Genomic DNA, 23,198 nt, shown 5'->3' with positions numbered 1-23,198 from the left:
ACGTATTAACAATTTTAAAGAACTATAGTCTGACCTTTATGACTCGTATTTTGAACAAAACCTATAATATCCCCGTGGAAGTATTCATGCATTATGAAAGAAGAGGACTCGAAATATGCCTGATGTAACCTTTTACCGCAATGAAGCGCTGCCTTTCTTGGAAGCAAAGAGATGTCTGAAGAGCGATTTTGCCTATCAAAAACATTTCCATGAGGAATATTCGATTGGGTTAATTGATGAAGGTGAAACGAATGCTTGGTGTGACGGAACAATGCATTATGTTGAAAGGGGACGGCTGATCAGCTTTCCGCCGATGATGCTGCATGCATGTTATCCCGATACGGGCGTAGAATGGAAATACAAGATGCTGTTCATTCATCCAAATTGGTTCCAGGGGCTCAAGCAACGGGAGCTTGATCAGCTTCATATCCCGTTCTTATTGGGAGAGGGTAAAAATAAAGCCTGCCGTGTACACATCAACCGTACGATGGAGGCACTTACCAGAACATCCTCTCCGATTGAGATCGAAACTGCTTTAATCGACCTGGTACAAGCACTCGTTAGTCAGAACACCTCCGATCTTGAACATGAAACACACCAAGGAAAGCAAGACCAGAAATACGTTAAACTTATAAAGGAATACATACATGCACATTTTTCCGAACAGATAACGTTGGAGAATTTGGAGACCGAAGCTGGAATCAGCAGATTTCATCTCATTCGTATTTATAAGAGGTGGAGTCATCTGCCCCCGCATGCTTATCAAAACTTACTGCGAATTAATCATGCGAAGTCGGAATTGATGAAGAAGCGATCGATAGCCGAGATTGCAGTAGAAGTGGGCTTCTATGACCAGAGTCACTTCGCGAAAACATTTGACAAGATAGTTGGGACTACACCGCATAAATACGCCTTATCATTTTAAAAAAAGAGCAATTATTTACAATACCAGCCTCCTTCATCCTAGTATACTGGGTGTAACTTGAAAGAGGGAGAGTTGACATCATGTACCAAGTATCAGATTTGGAAAAAAAATTCACAGCTGCACTAAAATCTATCGCTCGCCGTTCAGACCTAAAATCTTATGTGGAGCAGACACCACAACTGAATCGGCTGTTGCGTCTTACGGCTGATAGATATGTAACGGGTGAACATCGCAAAGACGGACTCAAAGTGGGACGCAAGTTAGTGGCTAAAGGTTACGCAGTATCCATCGAGTATATTGGTGAAAATACAACTGTTGCCACTGAATGTGAAGCAGCCGCATTGGAGATGATGGCCCTGATCCATGACTTAAGCCAAGGCGGGGTCCCAGCTCGTGTATCATTCGATTTATCACATATCGGGCTTTCCTTGGATAAGGAGCTTGCTTTTTCGCATTTGATGAATCTAGCTGAGCAAGCCCAGGAAGCTGGGGTTGAATTATTCATTAGTATGGAAGAGTCCAGCAAGACAGATGACATACTATCTGTTTATGAGCGAGCAGTCTCTTTTTATCCGAACATTGGCATTACATTGCAGGCGCACTTGACACGAACGCCACAGGATTTGGCTGCTATAGTTGCCTCACCTAGTCGTATACGCATCGTCAAAGGCGCCTATCAAGAACCGGCTGACTGCTCGATCCCTCGATCTTCAACGCTTAGTGATCGTTATTTGGAACTAGTTGAAAGCACGATTCGCCAAGGACACCGTGTGTCTATCGCTACTCATGATGAACATATCATCGAAGAAGTGCTTGAGCGTGGGTGGTTATCTAACTCAGATGTAGAATTCGAAATGTTGTATGGAATTCGTCCAGATTTGAGCAGCAGACTAAAAGCAGCTGGGCATCCAGTAAGGATCTATCTTACATATGGGCATCAATGGTTTTTGTACTTGTGTCATCGGATTGCCGAATACCCGCCGAATCTTTTTCAAGCTGTAATCGATATGGTAAGTAATGAGGAAGTTGAGGTTGAGGTTATTAAAGCGTATGACTAAAAGGATAGGTCATGAGTGGGAACCTAAGTCGAACTATTACGTTCTTTCTGCGCAAAACATGGGATTGCCTAACGAGGGAGACCCCCATGGTAACTATCAAATTTTTCCAGAAAAATGTAGACCAATATAATGCATAGGACATATAATCAGTGATAGGAAATTAATACTATGTATTAGGAGATGGACGGTTTGAAAGCACTGAGGATTTTGGGTTGGATTGTTGTACCTTATGTAATGATCTTTGTTTCGTGGAAAGGCTTAAAAGGCGCAGGAAAGACTTTTGGAATCATTTGGGCAGTAATAGGCGCTCTAATTGTAATAGGAAATCTGAACAAGGATGATTCTATCTCTACTAAGACAGCGAGCGCACCGGTAGTAGCAGATCAAAAGAATGAAGTAAAGGCTGAAACGAAAAAGGAAGAGCCAAAAGCATCTCCGAAAGCTACACCTGCACCTACACCTGTGGAACTTTCTAAGGAGGGAGTTTCTTCAGATGTTAAAATAACAGTTATAAGCACAGAAACAAAGGCTGAGATTGGGGATAACCAAATTTTAAAAGCCAAAGCTCAGGGAGTATTTAAGGTAATTGAATTAACAGTTGCTAATAATCAAAAGGACGCTATCATTCTTGATTCGAATAGTTTTAAACTTATTGATGATCAAAACAGAGAGTTCTCAAGTTCAACCGAAGCTGAGCACGTGGCATTTGGACCAGATAAAACTATTTTATTGAAAAAACTTAACCCAGGATTAAGTATAACCGGACTATTAGCTTTTGACGTACCAAAAGATGCTAAGGGATTTTATTTACAAGCTCAAGGTGGAATGCTTGGAAAGAAGATTAAACTTAAAGTTGAATAAAAGAAGCAACGAAAAGCCCTTAGGGATACATTACACTAAGAGGCTTTTTTATTTCGTTCTGTTCTCATATAGCTAGCAGGCATAAAGCAGCGCGGAAGCATCCTCCGGTGTATGGGGAACAGCATGTAGAAACAGTTGTGTCTGGAACTAGGGAGACATTACCTCTTCAGCTCGAGTGGCCGCATTGAACCGGAGCGGGTAATCGTCCTGGCAACGTTGTCGAAGGCTGCCAGCCAGTCGGTCGTTATGATGCTGCCGATGTAACCGTCTGGCCTGATCAGCACCAACGTGTCGCCGGTAATGCCATAGATACTGGTCAGCTTGCCGGATGTATCGTTGAGGCAATTGTAATCGACTCCACGCGCGTTACCGATGGCGTAGCGGCGCAATTCGGCGCTGCCGGTCGACCAGATCAGCTCGGGGAGTGACTTGGCGGCGTTGGCGCCGAACGCCAGCAGGGTGAAGTGTGGCCCCCGGTAGATGTCGAACAGACGTCGTGCCCCGCCGGGTCCGGTGCAGGGCGCGTCTGGTGCCCGGTCACCCACATGCAGGGTCTTGGTGGCCGGTGCGTTGGTGGAGGCGAGTGGCCCACCGTGGTATGAGATTCCGAGCTGTCGCTCCTCGTCTCCGCGCTTGAGGCCGGAGAGACGGCGCTGGTCGAGACTAGCGTATAGCTCGCTGGACTTGCCGAGGACGCGTGCGGCAATCGGCTGCCGTTCGGCCTCGTAGCTATCGAGGAGGCTGTCGGGTGCTCCAGCGATGACTTGGCCGAGGTTGTAGGCGTCCTGCACGCCGGTGTTGAGGCCCTGTCCGCCGGCCGGGGTGTGGACGTGGGCGGCGTCGCCCGCCAGGAAGACTCTGCCCGCACGGTAGTGCTCGACGAGCCGGACGTTAGGCCGGAACACCGACGTCCAGGTGATGTCGTGGAGCCGGAAACCGGTGAGCGTGTGGAACTGGGCGGCCAGCGCGGCTTCGTCGAGGTCAAGCGTCTCGTCCGGTGTCAGCCGGATCATGACCTGGAACTGGTTGGAGTGGGGCAGCGGGCATGCTCCGACAGATTTGCCGTGCGTGCGTGGCCAAATGTGCCACCGGTTGCGCGACAGTCCGTCGATCGTGCCGTCGATGATGAGCGTACGGTCGGAGTCATTGGTCTCTCCAACGAACCGAATACCAGCGGACTTGCGGACAGTGCTCGAGCCGCCGTCGGCCCCGACCAGATACCTGCTACGGACCTTTTCCCCCGAAGAGAGCGTCGTCGTCACCCCATCGGCATCCTGTTCAAAACCCTCCACTGCGGCGCCAAACTCGATGCGTAGCCCGAGGCGGTCGAGCAGGCGGTGCAAGATGGCGTCAGTGCGGTGCTGCGGCAGCAGCAGGATGTTCGGATACGGCACGTTGGGCGTCGGCCTGTTCCGCTGCTGCATCCGCCACGGAACGGTGATCGGTCCGAGATGGAGGCCCGCGAGCGGGTACGGGCTGCCCTCCGCGCGAGCCTCGCCCAGTACGCCGAGGTCTTCGAAGACCTCCTGGGTGCGCGGTTGGACTCCTTTGGCACGGGAGCCCTTGAAGGCGTGTGGTGCCTTATCAACCAGTCGCACACGAAGGCCACGCCGCAGCAGGTCCGCCGCCAGCGTGGAGCCGGTCGGGCCGGCTCCGGCGACGAGTACATCGATGTCGTGGTGTTCGGTCAAAGTGGATCGACCTCCTACTGCCTTGTTACGCAATTGATGGGATACCATGCTTGTCATTGCTAGCCTTCCTCTCTGTTTTTTTTGAATGCGTAAAACTTCTTGCTGGCTACGATTAAGATTAATACGGATGGTTGAAGATAATGACAAAACTTTTGTTTCAATTGAAACTATATGTTTCCTTTGAAACAATAATAATTTATGCCCCTTTCTTTGTCAATATTATTGTTTCAAAGGAAACTTTAATTATCGCTTTTCCCTTGATATACTGGTATCAAGTTAACTATTGGAGGAGAAATTAATGATCAATCATTCAATGGAAAAGCAAAATAAAGATCGCTTAATCAAGGAATTGTTGGAAACCGTGAATGAAATACAGCTTAAATTCCAATCGGAAGATGACGAAGAGAAACAGTGGCTGATCCAGAATAGCCCTAATCCTGTTGTTGCAGAGTTGATGAAAGAAATGACTGTTATGATGCTGCATGTGCTGGATGCGATTGGCAAGCTTGAGCCTGTAAACGGTATAACTATTTCAAAGCAATTCGGCATTTCCAAAGGGAGTGTCTCCAAAATCACGAGAAGGCTGCTTGATAAACAAATCATCTTTATTGAATACCTTCCGGATAACAAAAAAGAAATTCTGTTCCGTACCACATCACTGGGCAAACAGATTTATCGTTTGCATGAAGCTTTGCATCATCAAATTGATATCGGGGTCAATCGTTTCTTGCAACGGTATAACGAAGATGAATTGGGATTTCTCGTCAATGTCTTTCGCGAAACTTTGCATACATCATGGATTCAATCGGATACATACGAGAAATCAATCGATCCTAGTCAGAGAGATGCGAACACAAACGAAGAGTCAGACACTGACAAGGCCCTTCGTTCTTTAACGGTTAACGAGGAAATGAACGAAATCATGGCGATGCTCAACAAGCTGGATTCCCGCAACTTAAAGAAAGCGAAAGCGATTCTTAACGATGTTTTTTTTTCAGTCTATGAGGATTAGAGTCAGCAACAGGAATCTCGTGGACTATGAAGTTAAACATCAAAATGAATTAAGTTAAAGAAGAACTATAGCTTAATAAACAACTAAGACGCAGCTGCCGGCATGGATCGGCAGCTGCGTTATGCTAACAGGCAGGTTAATTTAGTTACAAATAAAGGAAAAAGCTAATCTGCAGAGAAATGGTAAATGAATATTCCATTTTTTATGAAGGTGATTAATATGCAAACTATTCAAGGAGATGTGAGTTTATTGGACAGCACATCGATATTGATTGACTTTCTCTTGAAGAAATATAAATCCGAAAAGAATGGGACACTGCAAGTAATTGAACAATTATCCGACGAAGATATTGTATGGGCACCCACACCTGAGAGCAACAGCATTGCCAATTTAGTGGCGCACATTTGGGGAACTGTTCATCAACGAATTGAAACAGCATTCTTTCTACTGGGTAACTCTGTGAAACATTTATTTTATGTATTATCTAAAAATGGATTTTAAATACTATTTGCATCATTGCTATGTTGAGGTTTATGTCGGCAAATTGAAGCGAGATGTCATGGTCACAGGGGCTGAAAATGAATTATATTGGTCTGATTTGAATAAAGATTTTTTCGATATGACCCTATTTGCAGGTGAAGGAAATATTGGGTATATGATTGAACAAGTGAAGATGAGCAAAAGTATATTTCTAACTGAGTAAATAGTTTCCGCTCAACTATCGGAAAACGATAGTTCAATCAATAAAGCAAGAAGGCAGCCGGCCAGATGATAGGGCACTGAAGCAGTAGTGTTTTTGAAAAAACCATGAATTTAGGGGGTTCAAATATGTCTCCCTACATGCAAAACGAGCCTTAGAAGTGATTCTAGAGGCTCGTTTTAATTTTATTATTTTGGAATCTAGAAATATCGGACTTTTCAGTTCCCTCTTGATTCGGCAAAGGCTTTTAAGAATGATAAAAAATAGGTGATACGATCAGTTTAGAATTATTCAAAGAAATCTGGGTTAGATTTCAGCACCAACCTCTCTCAGGCCAATCATCCGCATAAATCGTTGGTCCTGGCCATTCACTAGAACTGGCTGCTCCGGAAAATGTTAGTAACATACAGACTACTAAAAACCCAGTAATAAAACCTAATCTTAATTTTCTCATCAATATTCGTCTCCTTTTTTGTGTGTTTATTAAGCGAAAATCTTTGAAAAACATATCTTAACAGATATTGGTAATATTTTACTAGAGTTTAATAGACCAATACTTTAGGCCTTCAAATAAATGAGATATCTTTTATATGTGGTAGAAATTACCTATACCCGATAAATTTATTATGATAAAGCTTGTAGAAAAAAATAATTTATGTGGAGGAAGTTAGTGGAGGAAATTAAAGGTAGATAGAAGCCGAAAATCCCCCACTGATTAGACCAGATGATCGGTTAATTTTTGCACCACAACTACATTAGTTGATAACAAAGGACTCATCGGTCAGGTGATTCGTATGCACAATAAGAATTTAGTAATTCCACATCGATGTCGGAGCTGGGTTATCTATGTTACAAAATTGGCGCAGGAGACTCGCGCTGTTAATAGGCGCTGGACTTGTCCTGACGGTATTGAGTCTGTTGGCTGTACCAGTGAATTCCGCGGTGCTAACAATTTCGCTCCTAATGGCGAAACAACTAGAGCTGAGGCGTCACTGATCTGTTGAAAATGCTGGCGCAACACAGCAAGTAAAGGAATATGCAATATAGAGTAAGCCAACAACCGGAGCCGAAAGGCAATCAGGTTGTTGGCTTATTTTGCGCCGGCATAGCCATCCCGTATAGAATGGCCATCTTGTGTGCGCATCAACCGTACCGAGAATTACGTATGGATGGAGCTGATTCCAATAATTAACAATGCGCGGAGGAACGTGTTGACAAAAATTGGAGATTATCGCATAATTACATTGACTGAATCGTTCAATCTATATTGTTGGATTTAGAATGAACCCCCTATATGAACTTTTTTACAAAATTATAGACTGAATGAGTCAATCTAAATCAAGGAGGAATAATAACATGACAACCAATCCTAACAAAAGCAATGCCATCGTCATCGGTGGAGGTATGGCCGGATTAATGACCGCACGCGTACTCTCGGATCATTACGAAGAGGTGCTGATCGTCGAGAAAGACGACTTCCCCTCAGGGCCAGACCTCCGTCCCGGAACTCCGCAGGCTTTCCATCCGCATCGCTTCACGACGCGCGGGAAATCGATCACGGAACGGCTTTTTCCGGGATATGAGCTTGATTTGGTGGCGCAAGGTTCCCCTTCGTCTCTGAACAAAGCCGTTTATTTCATGAACCAGCACGGGTGTCTGGAAATGAAGTATGACCGGAATGATATCAAATTTAGTCGAGCTGTACTTGAGTGGGTCATCCGTCAACGCGTAAAAGCCATTCCTAACGTACGCTTCCTGCCCAGACACGATGTGATCGGGTTGTTAACGACCTCTGATCGGTCAGCCGTTACCGGCGTTCAAGCTAAAGATAGAGATCAATCCAAGCAGGAGAAAGCTCTGACAGCCGATTTGGTTATTGATACGAGTGGACGTTCCTCGAAACTTTCGGGATGGCTTACGGATTTGGGATACGAGGTGCCGAAGCCGGATCTTCTGAAAGTTTCGCTCGGATACAGCACCCGCCGATATAAAGTGCCTTCTCATCTGACTCACTTAATCGATAAATGGGACGTCATCAACCTCCAGGGTCAGCCTGCAGGCGGCACTTACACGGGCGTGTTCTCCTTTATCGAGAACCAGATTGCCGAAGTGCTGCTCTACCGCCCGGGCGGGAATTACCCTCCAACGGATGCCGCCGAATTTGAACTGGCCGTGGAGCAGCTTCCGAGCCCGATCATTTCGGAAATCGTACGCGATCTTGAACCCATCACCTCTCCTCGAGGCTTCCGTGTTCCAGAATTGTACTGTCATCGCTATGAACAGATGTCCCGCTGGCCTGCAGGATTGCTGGTCTTGGGAGATGCTTACTGCATCTACGATCCGATCTTCGGCCAAGGCATGACTGCGGCCGCGATCGCTGCCGATATACTGGAAACCTGTCTGCTAGAGCAACACGGCGATATCCGACATGATTGGGAGCACGGTGTACTTCGCCGAATCAAAGAAGTCATCGAGCCGGCCTTCTGGTTAAACTGCACGGCTAATCTTCGGTGGGAAGGTGTTGAATACGAAGGTTCGGATTCGCGCAAGGGGAATGCGTTCAGCCGGGAATATATGGAGCTGTGTCTCAAGTACGCTACATGCAAGCCAGATTGGCAGCTATACGGGCTCTATTGGGCCGTGAATTCGTTGTCCGTATCACCCAGTCACATTTTCAACTCGCAGACGGCCGTCCAAGTTCTATCCGCTTCAGATGAAGGTAAGCGACTGCTCGCCGGGCTTAAGGCGAAAGACGGACGGCCCGTCGAGGCAGTTCTGGAAGATCTGCTGCCCCGATTCTCGGAAACGCCGTTCGAGTCAGCAAGGTAATAGCGATTTTAATGGTCGGATTTGTTATACTGATAGATATCTATATCGCCCGGCAAAGGAGCACTCGACAATGGCACCATTAAACGATAAACAATTGCATCAAATCCGCGATGAACGAAGAGAACAAATTAAGGCGGCGGCCATCCAGGTGTTTGCCCATAAAGGTATCGTTAGCGCGAAGATGAGCATGATCGCAGAAAAGGCAGGTATTAGCAACGGGCTGCTCTACCATTATTACAAATCGAAAGATGAGTTGTTTATGTCGCTTGTTCAAGAGGCGATGGTCGAAACGGAATCGGCCATGCGAAGCATCTATGAAATGCCGGGAACGCCAATCGAGAAAATCAGGGCTTTGACGGCGGAAATTCTCGATGAAAGCGGAGCACCGTACTTCATGCTCATCCACCAGGCGCGTACGTCCGACGGTGTGCCCGTAAAGGTTAAGCACCTTCTGGAGCAGTATTCGATGGATACTTTTATTGATATGCTGCTTCCGTTATACCAAGAGGGACAGCAGGTCGGAGAATTGGCGGCAGGAGACCCTAGAGAGCTTATCGCTTGTTTTTTATCTGTCCTTACCGGTATCATGGTCATCAATGCGAACGGGATTGAAGACTATCGAATTCCGAAGGTCGATATGTTGATGCGGTTGATTGCTCACCCTGTATCGAGCTTGAGCAACAAATAATTAATTTATTATTCATGCGAAAACTAATCTTGAATATAGAAAAATGGATTATTACCCAAAAATTCTTTAAGCAAACGAGGAATTATATCTCAATTAACGTCAAGACAAAAGCTGCCGCCAAATCGGCAGCCTTTTTTCAACTAACGGTCAGTAATATTGAATAAGGTAGTGTTTCTGTAGGAATAATACTGGGAAAACATGGGTGGTCGGAAGGATTATGCGATTACAATTTATTTTGTTTGTTGTACTTCTTGTTTCGCCAATACAAGGTAATATCGCAAATGCAACAACATCGATTAACATAATGATACAGCGAGTTCCTAGTGAAGAGGTTCTTAAGAATTCATTATTTGCAATGTTATATCCTTATGTTATTGAAGCAGTTGATAGCTTCTATGGAGAACGAAAACAATTTTGGAAAGAAAAAATTATAGATATATGGGAACAAGGAAGGTATCGCTTCTTGGTTAAGGTACAGTTGGAAACATTTGAGCATTCCCATGGTCCCCCTTTTGGTCAAGACCTAATTACATTCAGGGTTGAACTAGGGAAGACAACCGTTACAGATTACAATCACAAGGGAGACGAGTGGGAAACTAAAATCAGTACATTTAAGAATTCAGTAATTCAAGACGTCCAAAACACATTTGGCATTTATTTTGCTCCGTACAAGAAATATGAGTACGAACAGTTGCTCTTCACTTCGGAGAAACAAAAAGAACTCCAACCACTCGTAGATATCAATACCAAAATTGTTGAACAAGTTCTCCAACAACCAGGAACAATAACTGCGGGATATAAAAATGTGGTGAACCCCTTTACTTTTATCAAAGATGATTCTGGATATATCGTGTACAAAAAAAGAGAGGGAACTAACGTTGTACTGACGGTAAAGAAAGTAGATGGAACTTGGACATTTATCAACCAAGTCAGTAAGCAAGGTAAGCCTATGAAGTCAGAACTCCTATGGTACATGTAAAAAAGAGCCCCAATCACAAGTGTGCACTGATTTTTCATTTTGAAAATGTGAATGTTATTATATCTAAAAGCGAAATGCAGCCTATATAAGGGGGAAACTGATTATGGAAGACAGCGAATTTGATCAAATCTTCGCTATTATGAAAGCCTCATTTCCTGAAAATGAACGGAGAACTTATGCTGGAGCAAAGGAGTTGCTATCCGATCCTAACTATCGTCTTATTACTGAAATCGAGGGCAGCAACAATATAATTGCTTTTGTAGCCGTATGGGAATTTCCTTTGTTTCGTTTTGTGGAGCACATTGCTGTTGATCCTGTCGTACGGGGAAGCGGTCTAGGAGGAAAATTAATGACAGCGTATATCGGAGAATCGTTAAAGCCCATTCTATTGGAAGTGGAACCCCCAGCTACGGACTTAGCGCAACGGAGAGTAAACTTTTATAAACGATTGGGTTTTCATTTCAATCATTTCGAATATGTGCAGCCTCCTCTTCAGAATGGGCAGCTTGATTTACCGCTCAAGATTATGAGCTACCCTCAATCTCTCACGGAAGCGATGTTTTCTCTTTTTAAAGATATCTTGTATACAAAAGTGTATAAGGTTAATAAATTCTCTGAATTAAAATGAAGCAAGATTAAGCGATATCAAATCGTTGGGGATGTTAAGGATAGTATAGTACCCTTGACATCCCTCTTAATTTTATATTGGGGAACACTATTTCATCTTGAATGCTTATAGTTCGAAGCCACGACACAAACATATGCGCATATTTGCGAATGGGTTCGTTGCTGAGAAGGTTCGCCGACCGAAAACAAATAATTATGTTAGTTAAAAAAAACCGCGAAGGCTTGATACTACGCGGTTTTTTTCTAGTTATGGCCGATTCTTTCATTTTTCTTTTATTTGACTGTAGTACATTTACAGTATGAAAGTTATCATTCTGTCCGCTGTTCATATTTTTGAGGGAGTGGACATTTATGATCAAGTTGATTTCGTCTAGGTAGGACATGGCAAGGGAATGAATAAGGACTTTCAGAACCGCTTTACGGGATTCGAGGTTTTCGTAGTCCTTTGATGAATGGAAAATTGAATGTATGAGGGGAATCAGCCATGAAAAGAACAATCATTGGAACAACAACTTTAGGATTATTGGTGGGAGTCGTAGCGGGGGCGGGCATCATGCTCAATGATACGGCGCACGATTCCGTTAAGCAGGCAATCGGGCAAGGTGCTACGAACAATGCGGCTGTAGCTGGCGTAGGTGGTACTACGGCAGTCAATGTGTCTAACATGGATCTGGACGCAGCGATGCAGGTTGTGCAATCTCAACGCGCCGCTTTGCTGGAAACACAGCTGAAAGACCAAATGGATTCAATAAAAAAGCGAAATGTGGACATCGCCGGATTGAACGATACACTGGCGAAGGTGATCGCACTGCAATCAGGAAATGTTCCCTATACGTTGGCAGCGGACTTAAAAACGAAATTGCAGCAAGCAGGCGCTAAGCACGCTTCCAAAGCGACCTTAACTACTGACGAATTGAAAGCAACGATAGATGAGATAAAAGGTAAAATCGACTCGTTAAATAACGCTCAGCAGATGGATATGCTCAGAATGCAAAGTTTAACCAACAAGCGCAACGAAGGTTTTGAGACTATGACCAATTTTATCAAGAAAATGCAAGAATCCAGAAGCTCAAACATCGGAAATATGAGATAATAGAATATTAAGTAACGTAAATAACAGGAATCCGCCGAGGCGGGTTCCTGTTTTCTACAAGGAGAGATCGTAACTGATGGAGAATATTCCTGATGAATTAAGAAATCATACGCTGCTGCACGGGGTCCCGGAGCACGAATTAGCAGCAGCCACCTCAACTATGCAGATGGTGTCCTACGCGGATAGGACAACGATCCTTAAAGAAGGCGCTGTCGGGGATGACTGCTTTTTCATCCTATCTGGCGAGGTCAGCGTGACGGCCCGCAGTTTGATAGGCAGCAGCGTCCGTTTGGCTACGCTCGGTCTTGGCGCGCTCATCGGAGAGATGGCGTTGCTCTCCTCCGAGCGGCGTACGGCGACGATACGCGCCGTAGGCGAGGTCCGAGCACTGCGCCTTGACCGTGAAGCTTTTCGGACGCTTGCAGCGCTAAGTCCGCTTTTTCACGAGAGCCTAACCTATTCGGCTCGCATTAGAGACATTCACGGCCTGCTCAGCAAGGCGTCGATCTGGTCGAGCATCCCCGACTCGGAACTTCGGGGGTTGGCGGAGGTCACGGTGCTGCGGAGCGTGAAGCAGGGCCAAGTCATCGTTTACGAGGGTGATGCCTCGAATATGTTTTGTACGATCAGCTCCGGCAGCTTCGAAGTCCGTTCGTCAGGGAAGCGTGTAGCCGTGCTTCACCAGGGCGACTATTTCGGTGAGATTGCACTGCTGACGGGTGTATCAACAACGGCAACGATTACAGCACTTGAGGACGGCAAGCTGTTAGCACTTGGAGAAGAGGAATTCCGATTTACGTTGATGCGACACGAACCGGTGAAGCGGCAGTTTCTGGCGGCCCTGCGTATTCGCAGGCCGGATATTGCAGATACCGCCATCCGGCAATGGATGCCGGATTCGGAACAACCCGGACAAGTCGCTTCTACCGGGCAGAAATGGCTTCGGCCGTCGGCACAGCAGCGCTGGATCGATGTGCTAATGTCGATGGGCGGCTTGTTTCTGGTCGCAACGCTGCTGTCCGTTTGGCTGAAGGGCGCGATATGGACCTATGCCGCTTTAGTGACGGGCTGTCTGGCAGGACCGGTCACCTTCGTCGCCTATGCCAGAAGCTCGCAACTGCTGGGCTATCGCATAAGCCGGCTGCTTGGCGTTTTTGTAACTTCAGCAGCCATCGCCTTACCGCTGGCTATGCTGCTGGAGAAAAGCTGGTTGTTCGCAAAAGGGCCGGACGCGTATACATTTACACAGCTTCATCTACCGATTGCCGTCGCTTTAATCGAAGAGGCATCGAAACTGCTGATTTGCTATTTCTTCCTGCGCAGCAAGCGGCAGCGTTTCCGAATGGATGCGGTCGTCTTTGGCGCTGCAGCGGGAATGGGCTTCGCTGCTGTTGAAAACATGATCTACGGCTGGGCTTTTCTCGGAACGGGAGCGAGCGGCAGCATGCTTGCTGTCTTGTGGTTGAGAGCCTTGTTATCACCATTTGGGCACGGAACTTGGACGGCTATTGCGGCAGCAGGCATTGGGATCGGATTGTCGAAGGCCTCGACATCGTCTGGCAGGTTAAGCGTATGGCTAAAGGTGGCGGGGCTGGTTAGCGCGAGCATTCTGCTGCACACGCTCTGGGACTTCCAGTTCGCAAGCGGAGCGCTGAGGGTGGTTGGCATGGCTGCAGTCGGTGCAGCTGGACTCCTGTTGCTATTCCTGCTTATCCGTTCCGGCACAGTGGAAGAAATACAAGCGCTGACGCTGCTGAATCCTGCGCTGAGCGCGGACCGGTTGATAGACGATGCGGAGGAAGAGGATGCGGACGTCGAGCGGACGCTAAACTGCCAAGTGTGCGACACGCAGTGCCCGCCAAAGACACGGTATTGTCCGCGCTGCGGGCAATCACTCAGGGTGGAGGCCGCGCGGAATTGACGCCTCTTGGAGCGTCGTTTCCCAATCATGTTCATTATATGGATTACTTTCAATAAAATGATTCTAGTTAAATTCGCTTTAACGTTGGCCATGATTTCGTTTGTTCGGACATATTCACCACACTCGCTTGTTTATGTAATTATGGCATGGAGCAAATAAATGATGACCCGGCCTTCTAAAGTGTCTTGAGAAAAATTTATTAAAATAAAGTGATTTACATATTACGCATAACTAATATATAGATCCTTTTAGTTACCGGACTGAAGAAAAAAAAGCAATAATCGAGGATCGATCGTTACGGGCAGTATAGTTGAAAAAGGAACTTAAATTTAAATCTCGAATATCTAATGTAATCGGATAGCTAAAAATTTGTTGACAGACAGGAGTTAGATACGATGATAAAAGGTTTCGGAGGAATATTTTGGAGAAACTAAGAATCTTGAAGTTATAAAAAAAATGGTACAGTGAAGTGTTGAAGATTGAAATAGAAAATTGGAATGGGGCTGTGATAAAACTATTCAACATTGAACTGAAGTGACACGGTTTGATAGTCCGAGAAGCTGAGTCGATTGGAAACTGCCTCCGACCATTTGATCATCATAATGAGTCAAATAAAACGAGAGCGAAATATGATTGGGAAGAACAAGCTGGACCCATTGACCCTTGCAAGCCTCTGCCTGTTGTGAATTTTGAATGGCAGTCCCGTTGCAAACTAAGGAGTTATAAGATTGGCGGGTCAAAAATCCTGTTGCATAGTTGAAATCGGCAGAGGTCACATTGACTTGCAAATTAGTCCCATCTTCTAATTGGATGGTCACCCATTTATTCATACATTGTAAAATGTTTGAAATCCCTTGTCTGTTATCGGGATATGCTGGGAAGCTATTCCACATATGTTTATCTCCTTTGAAATTAAAGTTGGGACTATACTCCTCCGAATGAACTGATCATACATTGCTTCCACCATATGCAATGAGAGTGGGCATTTGTGCACAAATTGAAAAGAGCCACAGATGGCCGTGGGCTCTCTCCCTATTTATTTTCGTATAAAAAATCTTATTACCTTAATGTTTTCGATCCATGTTTCAGCGTTTGTACGTACAAGACGGATGTGGGTTTAACTTCAAAGATTGTGGTTTTAAAACTTCAGGAAAAACACTGTTGAGTCGAAAAGTGGTTATAGAGTATGTATGTGGTTTGTTGTTCTCTGATTCCCCTGAATACCACAAGAAGAAAGAGCTGTTTGTATCATTTTTAGGAACCATCTATTAACATTTGCATTATTTATTAATCTAACGGCGAACGATAGCTCAACAATTTCACGAAGGTAAAAGATTACCAGCTGCAGCGGACACATCTGCTGCCAATATTATGGCTCTGATCGCGATCCATACACCATGGTCCAGATCGGAACCTGATCTCCGGGGTTCTTCTCATTGTACATATTGCCCACCCAAGGTGTACCGCAGATGTGCAGATAGGCGTAAGGTGTGCCATCGAACATCACCCAGGCACCCGCATCCCTGATTGTATTGGGCAGTCCGCACTTCTTGGCGTCAAAAGGCCAAATTATCATCCAGTGCGGTCCAACCGGGATTGCCGGGCTTGATCTATCGAACGGGTCGGTGTTACTATGCTGCGTAGCTCCGCACAGCATATAGATGATGCCTGGAGCAGTATTCGTGGGTCTCGGTTTCTTGGACATGATGTCCATCATCCATTGCAGGCCCATGTGATCTGCGCACATAGGAGGATTACCGATCTGATTTTCGTCTCCGGGAAAGCAGATCCAATCGTTGGTGCCTTGACGCAGGATGATTAGGTTACCGGCTGCATCCAATTCTACAACTGTTGCATCCTTGGTGATGTGTCGCGGGCCAGAAAGCATAGCCCTCGCGATCTTAATGCCGAGGGTTTGTTCTTGCTTCGATGTGGGGACCGACTGTCCAGACGGCATCATTGCAATTGCACTGTTGCTGTAAGCCCCAGTGGCCCTTGTATGGTTTGGCGAACCGGTTGTAGAACTAATCTTTATTTACTTCGTTTCTTCAGTTCCGGGCACCACTACGGATGAATTTTTCCTTCCTTTAGGTGTAGTTGATTTTCGCTTAGTCATGGACTTCTTCTACCTCATTTTAAATAATCGTATTAAGTCCTCTAGGAATCATTAAAGTTACTCTGCGAAAAGGCCTCTCAATATGGTATGCTGTAGGCTATTTCTAAAGACAATGTAATGCATGTTGTATTCAATGACCGCGCGGGTAAATCTGCCGAGTCTTTTTCTTCCAATTGAAAGGCTTTTCGAAGCTATAGGATAGATCGTATTGCAAGATGAATTTGTTTAACCGAGGGACGGACAGTTTAGTGGAGTAAGAGACAGTGTTAAAATGGAGTGAGTTATAACTGACATAAGGGGCTGGAATTGCTTATGAATTTAGATTTATTTAGAGAAGCAGTAGAAAGTAATAAGATGGATATAGTTGAAAGCATGTTAGAGTAGATAGGGAAAAGTAATCTTAAAGATGCCATTCCCCTACTCATAGAATATTTAAAAAGCACCGAGAGTAATAATTTATGAAATTCTATTGCAATTACTTTAAGTGATATTGGAACCGAAGAGGCCATTGAGCCACTGATTGATATGATAAATCACCCAAAAACATTAGGTGCAAGAGGTACGCTGTTATTTGCATTAAAACCATTTGATTGTTCAGGACACTTAGAAACACTGGTTTACCATTTGATTACAGGAAATTTTGAAGTCCAGGCTGAAGCATATCAACTCATTGAAGCTATTAACTCAGAAGTAACGGACGAAGTGTTATTAAAATGTATCTTAAAAGTAAAGGATGGACTAAACGAAATAGAACGCTAACACGAATTACTTTCAGATACGTTAGAAATGCTATTTACCTTAAAGAAGATATAACGTAAATATATATCAATTGTGCTAACGCTGATCGATAGTTGAATAACCAGGGAGCAGATCGCCGCGGCCGGCAGCTGTTCCCTTTTTCTTTGAAGTAACGGTCAGCATTCATATTATGAAGAAATACGAGGTTTGAGAAGTAAAAAGACTCCTTGGTATGGTGTTGTAAATCCGCTGCATGTGAAGAAAAGCAAAGAGCTCGATGACAATTCCCCCAATGAAGAATGACCTCAAAATGACGTGCCATTCGAGAACACCGAAATTACTGTAAGTTTTAATTGGGCATTATTATGTAACATTTTCTAGTATCTTCTGTCTAGTATTAAATGGTTGCTCAAAAGATGAAACTGAAAAAAATAGCAATCCTCCACCTACAGTAACACCGACACAAATTGCCGGGCAAGCCAACCTAAAGGAACAACTAAGGCAGCGGATGATTCACTCCTACAAGAACTATACAACAATTAAGGGAATCATTCGAAGCCACTTTGATAAGGATACAACAACGGTACACTTTCAAATCAGGCAGGGCGAGAAACCGGGCGCTTATTGGTTAATCGAAAACAAAAACTCGAATATGACTAAGGTGTATGACGGTACCTACATGTTTCAAACTAATATCCCCCTCTTTGACGCATCAGTCAAAAAGCCGGACTACAATTTCGAAAAAGATGAGATCCAAAAAAGTGGAGTACCGTATACCATTGCAGGATTGCCGCATCCATATTTATTGGCAGAGACAGTGTTGGCTGATTCAGAAAAATGGAGCATGGAGGGTAAAGAACCACTTCTCGGCCGGACAGCAGTTGTGATTCGTGCAGGAACTGACCCATATTCGGTGTTTCCAGTAACGGGGACTAAACTGTGGGTGGATGAGGTAACAGGCATCTTGTTGAAAAAGGCTTACTATACTGAAAGCTCGGAGCTTCCGATAATCCAGGCGGAAATGCTGGAGCTAGAGGTAAACGCCCCTTTGGACCAAGAGAAACTAAGTGTACCACACGGGGAGGTTGCACAATACAAATGACTCCGGAAGAAGCGGCACAGGAGCTTCAAAAGGTGGAGCTGGTCTTGAAGGAATTCTATGTGGAACGCGCCAAGCAGATGATGCCTGATCCGATCAAGAGCTTTAAAATTACCGGGATTTTACGCCGGGAATCTGCTGTGATGCATGTCAGAGTGGAAGAAACGATGGAGGACGGTACTACGCGCAGCAACTCACGGTATTTGCACAAGAAGAATGGAGCTTGGATCGAGGGATAACCAAGTGGAATCGTGAACATTTAACCTAAAGTTGCCGGACGGCCGTATACTACTCTAACGGAAACTATAGCTTTATAACAAGATCTAGCAGGCTTCCGGTGATAAATTCGGTGGCCTATTCCGAGGGACGGGCAGATTAAGCTAATCGTTAGCTAAATGAATGAAAGCTTTTTGCGAATCAAAAACTCAAAAAGGGAGATCCATTTGGATCTCCCTAATTTAATTATATCATAACGACTGGATAACTATATGTCTTGTATTTGCAGTAAATAATTGTAAAATTATCTCATAAACTGCAAGGAGGTTGAATCATTGCGAAATATAGCATTTCAAGAGTATTTATCTACTTTGCAGAGTAGAAATGAATTTAGTGGAACTGTATTGCTCTCAAACCGGGAGCACCAGGTAATGAATACTGCTGATACAAAATTTAGAATTGGATCAATAACGAAACAGTTTACTGCAATGGCTATAATGATGGTTGGAGGAACAAGGGGTACTCAATGTTGATGAAAATTTAAAGAGGTTTACGCCATCATTCAATTACGCAGATGACATAACAATTGATCATCTATTAACCCACACATCAGGTATTCCAAATATAACCCAAATCCCAAATTTTCGTGAATTAATGAAGCATTCCACTACACTTGAGAATACGATTAATCTATTTCTGAGTTTAGAACCCGAATTCAAATCCGGAACTCGGTTTAAGTACACAAATTCGGGATACATTTTATTAGCATACATTATCGAACAAACGACGGGTTTATCCTATGGGGACTTTTGTGGGATCTGGTGTTATATACTGACTTTTTAGTCAGTGAAAATACTTTAGAAAAAATATTTTCTACTCATGATTCTGACTATGGATACGGTTGGTTTCTAAATAACGCCGAAAACCACAAGCAAATGTATCACGGTGGTGAAATAGTTGGCTTTAAGAACAAAATAATCCGGATAGTTGACGAACGTGTGACACTAATCTTATTAAATAACATATCATCTGCAGATGTAGATCAAATAAGCCATTATATTATCCGGATCATCATGTAGAAGCAAAGATTGCACATATTCAGCTAACGAGAACGATAATGGAGCTGTTACCTTTGAGCTCTTCTTTTATATTCAGTGAAGTAACGGGCAAGAAAGTACAATAAGTTTGCCTACTATGGTATAGATATCAATGTCAAAAGCATGGCACTCTTTTGATACCAATAATTGAATTAGAACGAATCCATCTAAAATAAATTATTTTTTAAAAAGGTTTCAAGCGTTATTATAATATCATCCAGAATAATCCAAAGGGTGATAAATATGAGCGGTAGTTGGCATGATTCGTATTTAGGTAAACTTCGCAAAGTGGTTGGTACTCAAAAGATAATGGTGAACTCAGTACGAGCTATCTTACTTGATAATGAGGGTCGTGCCTTGTTTATAAAACGTCATGGTGATAAAAAATGGGGTATGCCTGCAGGAGCTATGGAACTAGATGAATCCGTGTTTGATGCGATGAAACGTGAGGTCAAAGAAGAAACTGGGCTTGACGTTTTTCAGGCAACATTAATTGCAATTTATTCTTCTCCAACAACACAAACATTCACGGACCGTTGGGGGAATGAACATCATGTAATTGAATATTTATTTCGTGTGGATAAATGGTCGGGTACTCTTGAAAAAGAGACAGACGAAAGTGTAGATGCTGAATTTTACCCATTGGATAAGTTACCAGAAGCCTCCGGTGAACTTTTTGCAAGACATCATCAAAGAGTATTTAAAGATAATAAAAAGTTCGATGGAAAATTAATATTGGAATAGTTGCGACATTAAACTAACAAGGAACGATAGTTCAATGAAAATCATGAGAAGGCTGTCGATGCTATAGATCGGCAGCCTTCTCAGCTAACGGTCGGTGCGCGCCTAGCAAGCTAGTCACAACTTACTGATGCAAGTTCAGTTGGGGTAAGGACCAAGCCGCCCCGTAACTTGCAGCAGACGTCGGCGAAATCCGGCGCCTGAAGCCCTGTGGAAAGTCGCGCGCTTCGCGTTGAAGCAAATCTGCAGGCTGTCGTAATGAAAATGAATCTTCCCGCATCGTGAAAGTGAGCTGATTTCGATCGTCGAGCGGTAACTTTTTAACAATTCGACGGTATCCGCCTCGGGGAAAACTTGTTTGATATAGATAATCGACGACGAGGAGTAGGGATTAAGTCGTTGATTAACGGGTAACGTTAGCTCAATAAAGGAAATGCGCACAAAACACCCAATTTTTTACATATGTCTTGTGAGGTTAAATTACATCTGTCCTAAGATAACCATGAAGTATTGTGAATCAAATAAAAATGCATATTAAGCATATGGACGCCAGGAAGAACTAAAGAAAGACTCGACGTTCGTACGCTATTTCAGTCCGTGTATAAAAGGAGAGAACAACTTGAATTTAGCTGGTATGATTGATCATACGCTGTTGCGGGCGGATGCCTTGAAGAAGAAATAATTCTTTGGGATTATTCTTCTTATAGTGGTGTTGCAAACGCTTAAGATAGGCAAACTAAAAATACAAAACAGTGGAGGAACAACAACATGAGGTATTTGGTTGCCATTTTGGGCGTGCTAGTCGTTTTTGTCCTAACATACGCATTAAGCAACAATCGGCGGAACATCCGCTACCGGCCGCTTGTTGTCATGATCGTATTACAAGCGCTGCTTGCCTTTGCTTTGCTTCATACCAGTGTCGGAGAGCTCCTCATTGGAGCCTTTGGGACACTTTTTGAGAGATTGCTATCTTATGCGGGGGAAGGCGTCAATTTTGTGTTCGGTGGTATTGCCAATCAAGGACAAGCTCCATTCTTCTTGTCAGTTTTGCTGCCGATCGTATTCATCTCCACTCTCATCGGTATTCTGCAGTATACCAAAATTTTGCCGTCCATTATTAAGTATACTGGTCTTGTATTGAGTAAAGTAAACGGAATGGGTAAACTGGAGTCCTACAACGCGGTGGCTTCCGCCATTCTGGGGCAATCCGAAGTATTTATCTCCGTTAAAAAGCAAATCGGAATGCTGCCGAAGCAGAGGCTATATACGCTTTGTGCTTCCGCAATGTCGACCGTTTCAATGTCGATTGTCGGCGCGTACATGCAAATGATTAACCCAAAGTATGTCGTTACCGCACTCGTTTTGAACCTGTTCGGCGGATTTATTATCGCTTCGATCCTAAACCCCTATATGGTTTCGAAGGAAGAGGATATTCTGGAAGTACTAGATGAAGAGAAACAATCTTTCTTCGAGATGCTTGGCGAATATATTATGGACGGGTTCAAAGTGGCCATTACCGTCGCGGCGATGTTGGTCGGCTTCGTCGCGCTGATCGCTTTGATCAACGGCATCTTTAGCGGCATACTAGGTGTCTCTTTCCAGCAGTTATTGGGCTATATTTTCGCTCCATTCGCCTTCATCATGGGCGTTCCATGGAAGGAATCGGTGGAAGCGGGAAGCATAATGGCGACAAAGATGGTAGCCAACGAATTCGTGGCGATGCTCGATCTCGGCAAGCATACAGGGTTAACAGGACGGACGATAGGCATCGTATCCGTGTTCCTTGTGTCTTTCGCGAACTTCTCATCTATCGGCATTATCGCCGGCGCGGTAAAGGGGCTACATGAGAAGCAAGGCAATGTAGTAGCTCGATTTGGTCTAAAATTGTTGTACGGTGCAACAATGGTTAGCGTATTGTCAGCTATAGTAGCCGGATTGTTTTTGTAAGTAAGAAGCAGCGCGACGGCAAGGAATTGACAACTGAAGTGATCAACTTCATTATCAAGGGCTATCACGAAAGACGAAATTCCTAATTACCAGGTCAGCGCTTTGGTCATGGCGATTTTCTTCAAGGACGGAGCGGGAACGGGCGGGCGATACGACGACGCTGGTCTTGGCGCCGCTCGTGGCTGCGCTGGACAATCGGTAGCGAAGATGGCCGGCCGCGGGCTCGAGCATACGGCGGAACGACTCCGACGCCATCGTGCTGGATGTGAAGATGAAGCTGAGTGCTATAGTATCTGTCTGTTTTTACTTACTTCAATGTGAAAAATTAACTATTTAGGCTGCTACAAGGGTTATGTACGAATTGTAATTACATGAGACGTTTTATTTGCAGGATCCTGAGGAGAAAAAAATTACGTTAAAAAAAACGGCAATCAAACAGGCTCTTAAATTATATAAATGCTATCTAAATCGAAGATTGGTCCAGACACTGAAACATTTGGGATGAGTTTTGAATTGACTGAAAGCCGTGAATTCCCCTTACTTAGCGTACGGAAATTTCGGCTTTTTCATATCACGATTGCTTTTGGGTTTGGTTGGCAGCACCCCTTTAAAGTCAATTGCTAAGCTCCCTCGATATAATTTAATTTTCTCACGCAAACTCGTGTATTTGCAGGATTTCACCCTTATTGGTTTCATTGGAGAACGAAGGGAGTCAGGATTTGTTACCCTTTAGAAGGCGTGAGAGAATAGAGGTGGGAATTGCCACTGAATTGTCCAGAATTTCTCATTACGTGGAGGGTATGTATTGGGATCGCCGAAATCAACAGATTGCACAGTAGCCTCTTTTAAAGCAGGAAACA

The 23,198-nt window shown here is 44.4% G+C and carries 23 protein-coding genes and 3 pseudogenes; 23 read left to right on the top strand and 3 right to left on the bottom strand.

Annotation, left to right across the window (positions count from 1 at the left end; all coding sequences use genetic code 11):
* Positions 1-115: 115 nt before the first annotated feature.
* From GC098_RS30750 to GC098_RS30740, 3 genes are all read left to right on the top strand, one after another.
* Complete coding sequence (locus tag GC098_RS30750; protein ID WP_171647388.1) at positions 116-925, top strand: helix-turn-helix transcriptional regulator; 810 nt, start codon at positions 116-118, stop codon at positions 923-925.
* Between the two features lie 80 nt (positions 926-1,005).
* Positions 1,006-1,983, top strand: coding sequence for a proline dehydrogenase family protein (locus GC098_RS30745; protein WP_171647386.1), 978 nt, complete (start codon positions 1,006-1,008; stop codon positions 1,981-1,983).
* Positions 1,984-2,163: 180 nt separating this feature from the next.
* Positions 2,164-2,844: a DUF4352 domain-containing protein gene (locus tag GC098_RS30740; protein ID WP_246359063.1), complete on the top strand. Its 681-nt coding sequence runs from the start codon at positions 2,164-2,166 to the stop codon at positions 2,842-2,844.
* 158 nt (positions 2,845-3,002) lie between these two features.
* Here GC098_RS30740 and GC098_RS30735 read toward each other — a convergent pair whose 3' ends face one another.
* Positions 3,003-4,535 (bottom strand): FAD-dependent monooxygenase, encoded by a 1,533-nt coding sequence (locus GC098_RS30735; protein WP_171647384.1) that lies wholly within the window; start codon positions 4,533-4,535, stop codon positions 3,003-3,005.
* A gap of 298 nt (positions 4,536-4,833) precedes the next feature.
* Between GC098_RS30735 and GC098_RS30730 the strand changes: the two genes are divergently transcribed.
* The 12 genes and pseudogenes from GC098_RS30730 to GC098_RS30685 form a co-directional block, all read left to right on the top strand.
* Positions 4,834-5,547 carry a helix-turn-helix domain-containing protein gene (locus tag GC098_RS30730; protein ID WP_171647383.1) on the top strand — a complete coding sequence of 238 codons (714 nt, stop codon included), beginning with the start codon at positions 4,834-4,836 and terminating at the stop codon, positions 5,545-5,547.
* Positions 5,548-5,733: 186 nt separating this feature from the next.
* A complete protein-coding gene (locus tag GC098_RS30725; protein ID WP_171647381.1) occupies positions 5,734-6,048 on the top strand; it encodes a DUF1572 family protein in 315 nt (104 codons plus the stop codon).
* The gene (locus tag GC098_RS30720; protein ID WP_246359062.1) at positions 6,038-6,250 is read left to right on the top strand and encodes a hypothetical protein; all 213 of its coding nucleotides are present in this window, start codon (positions 6,038-6,040) and stop codon (positions 6,248-6,250) included. Before GC098_RS30725 ends, GC098_RS30720 begins: the two co-directional genes overlap by 11 nt.
* Before the next feature lie 1,033 nt (positions 6,251-7,283).
* On the top strand, positions 7,284-7,439 hold the full coding sequence (locus GC098_RS39645) for a hypothetical protein (RefSeq protein ID WP_216625481.1): 156 nt from the start codon (positions 7,284-7,286) through the stop codon (positions 7,437-7,439).
* A gap of 164 nt (positions 7,440-7,603) precedes the next feature.
* The gene (locus GC098_RS30715; protein WP_171647379.1) at positions 7,604-9,076 is read left to right on the top strand and encodes an NAD(P)/FAD-dependent oxidoreductase; all 1,473 of its coding nucleotides are present in this window, start codon (positions 7,604-7,606) and stop codon (positions 9,074-9,076) included.
* 70 nt (positions 9,077-9,146) lie between these two features.
* A complete protein-coding gene (locus GC098_RS30710) occupies positions 9,147-9,764 on the top strand; it encodes a TetR/AcrR family transcriptional regulator (protein ID WP_171647377.1) in 618 nt (205 codons plus the stop codon).
* 217 nt (positions 9,765-9,981) lie between these two features.
* Complete coding sequence (locus GC098_RS30705; RefSeq protein WP_171647375.1) at positions 9,982-10,743, top strand: DUF3888 domain-containing protein; 762 nt, start codon at positions 9,982-9,984, stop codon at positions 10,741-10,743.
* Between the two features lie 103 nt (positions 10,744-10,846).
* Positions 10,847-11,371 carry a GNAT family N-acetyltransferase gene (locus GC098_RS30700; protein WP_171647373.1) on the top strand — a complete coding sequence of 175 codons (525 nt, stop codon included), beginning with the start codon at positions 10,847-10,849 and terminating at the stop codon, positions 11,369-11,371.
* A 483-nt stretch (positions 11,372-11,854) separates the two neighbouring features.
* Complete coding sequence (locus tag GC098_RS30695) at positions 11,855-12,463, top strand: hypothetical protein (RefSeq protein ID WP_171647371.1); 609 nt, start codon at positions 11,855-11,857, stop codon at positions 12,461-12,463.
* Between the two features lie 76 nt (positions 12,464-12,539).
* Positions 12,540-13,259: pseudogene (locus GC098_RS41820) on the top strand (cyclic nucleotide-binding domain-containing protein); the annotation flags it as partial.
* Positions 13,260-13,523: 264 nt separating this feature from the next.
* Positions 13,524-14,384, top strand: coding sequence for a PrsW family glutamic-type intramembrane protease (locus GC098_RS40430; protein WP_312880442.1), 861 nt, complete (start codon positions 13,524-13,526; stop codon positions 14,382-14,384).
* Positions 14,385-14,779: 395 nt separating this feature from the next.
* Positions 14,780-14,898 (top strand): annotated as a pseudogene (locus GC098_RS30685) (VOC family protein); the annotation flags it as partial.
* A 4-nt stretch (positions 14,899-14,902) separates the two neighbouring features.
* Here GC098_RS30685 and GC098_RS30680 read toward each other — a convergent pair.
* Together GC098_RS30680 and GC098_RS30675 are read right to left on the bottom strand one after the other, a co-directional pair.
* The gene (locus tag GC098_RS30680; RefSeq protein ID WP_171647367.1) at positions 14,903-15,277 is read right to left on the bottom strand and encodes a hypothetical protein; all 375 of its coding nucleotides are present in this window, start codon (positions 15,275-15,277) and stop codon (positions 14,903-14,905) included.
* 476 nt (positions 15,278-15,753) lie between these two features.
* Positions 15,754-16,089, bottom strand: a complete 336-nt coding sequence (locus GC098_RS30675) for a hypothetical protein (protein WP_171647365.1) — start codon at positions 16,087-16,089, stop codon at positions 15,754-15,756.
* Between the two features lie 936 nt (positions 16,090-17,025).
* Here GC098_RS30675 and GC098_RS40425 point away from each other — a divergent pair.
* The 8 genes and pseudogenes from GC098_RS40425 to deoA all read left to right on the top strand — a co-directional run.
* Positions 17,026-17,259, top strand: a complete 234-nt coding sequence (locus GC098_RS40425; protein WP_246359060.1) for a hypothetical protein — start codon at positions 17,026-17,028, stop codon at positions 17,257-17,259.
* A 487-nt stretch (positions 17,260-17,746) separates the two neighbouring features.
* Positions 17,747-18,340 (top strand): MucB/RseB family protein, encoded by a 594-nt coding sequence (locus tag GC098_RS30665; RefSeq protein ID WP_171647363.1) that lies wholly within the window; start codon positions 17,747-17,749, stop codon positions 18,338-18,340.
* Positions 18,337-18,576, top strand: a complete 240-nt coding sequence (locus GC098_RS30660) for a hypothetical protein (protein WP_171647361.1) — start codon at positions 18,337-18,339, stop codon at positions 18,574-18,576. The genes GC098_RS30665 and GC098_RS30660 overlap by 4 nt, the downstream gene beginning before the upstream one ends.
* A 312-nt stretch (positions 18,577-18,888) precedes the next feature.
* Entirely contained in the window at positions 18,889-19,086 is a 198-nt protein-coding gene (locus GC098_RS41815; protein WP_171647359.1) for a serine hydrolase, read from the top strand.
* Positions 19,058-19,396 (top strand): serine hydrolase domain-containing protein, encoded by a 339-nt coding sequence (locus GC098_RS41810; protein ID WP_171647357.1) that lies wholly within the window; start codon positions 19,058-19,060, stop codon positions 19,394-19,396. Before GC098_RS41815 ends, GC098_RS41810 begins: the two co-directional genes overlap by 29 nt.
* Positions 19,397-19,893: 497 nt before the next feature.
* Complete coding sequence (locus GC098_RS30645; RefSeq protein WP_216625480.1) at positions 19,894-20,394, top strand: NUDIX domain-containing protein; 501 nt, start codon at positions 19,894-19,896, stop codon at positions 20,392-20,394.
* Between the two features lie 765 nt (positions 20,395-21,159).
* On the top strand, positions 21,160-22,338 hold the full coding sequence (locus GC098_RS30640; RefSeq protein ID WP_171647355.1) for a NupC/NupG family nucleoside CNT transporter: 1,179 nt from the start codon (positions 21,160-21,162) through the stop codon (positions 22,336-22,338).
* Positions 22,305-22,572 (top strand): annotated as a pseudogene (gene deoA, locus GC098_RS30635) (pyrimidine-nucleoside phosphorylase); the annotation flags it as partial. The gene GC098_RS30640 and the pseudogene deoA, both read left to right, overlap by 34 nt.
* Positions 22,573-23,198: the final 626 nt, after the last annotated feature.

Source organism: Paenibacillus phytorum, assembly GCF_013141715.1.
Classification (GTDB): Bacteria; Bacillota; Bacilli; order Paenibacillales; family NBRC-103111; genus Paenibacillus_E; species Paenibacillus_E phytorum.
The sequence above is the reverse complement of the archived record's forward strand: the minus strand, read 5'-3'. Positions and strand labels throughout refer to the sequence as shown.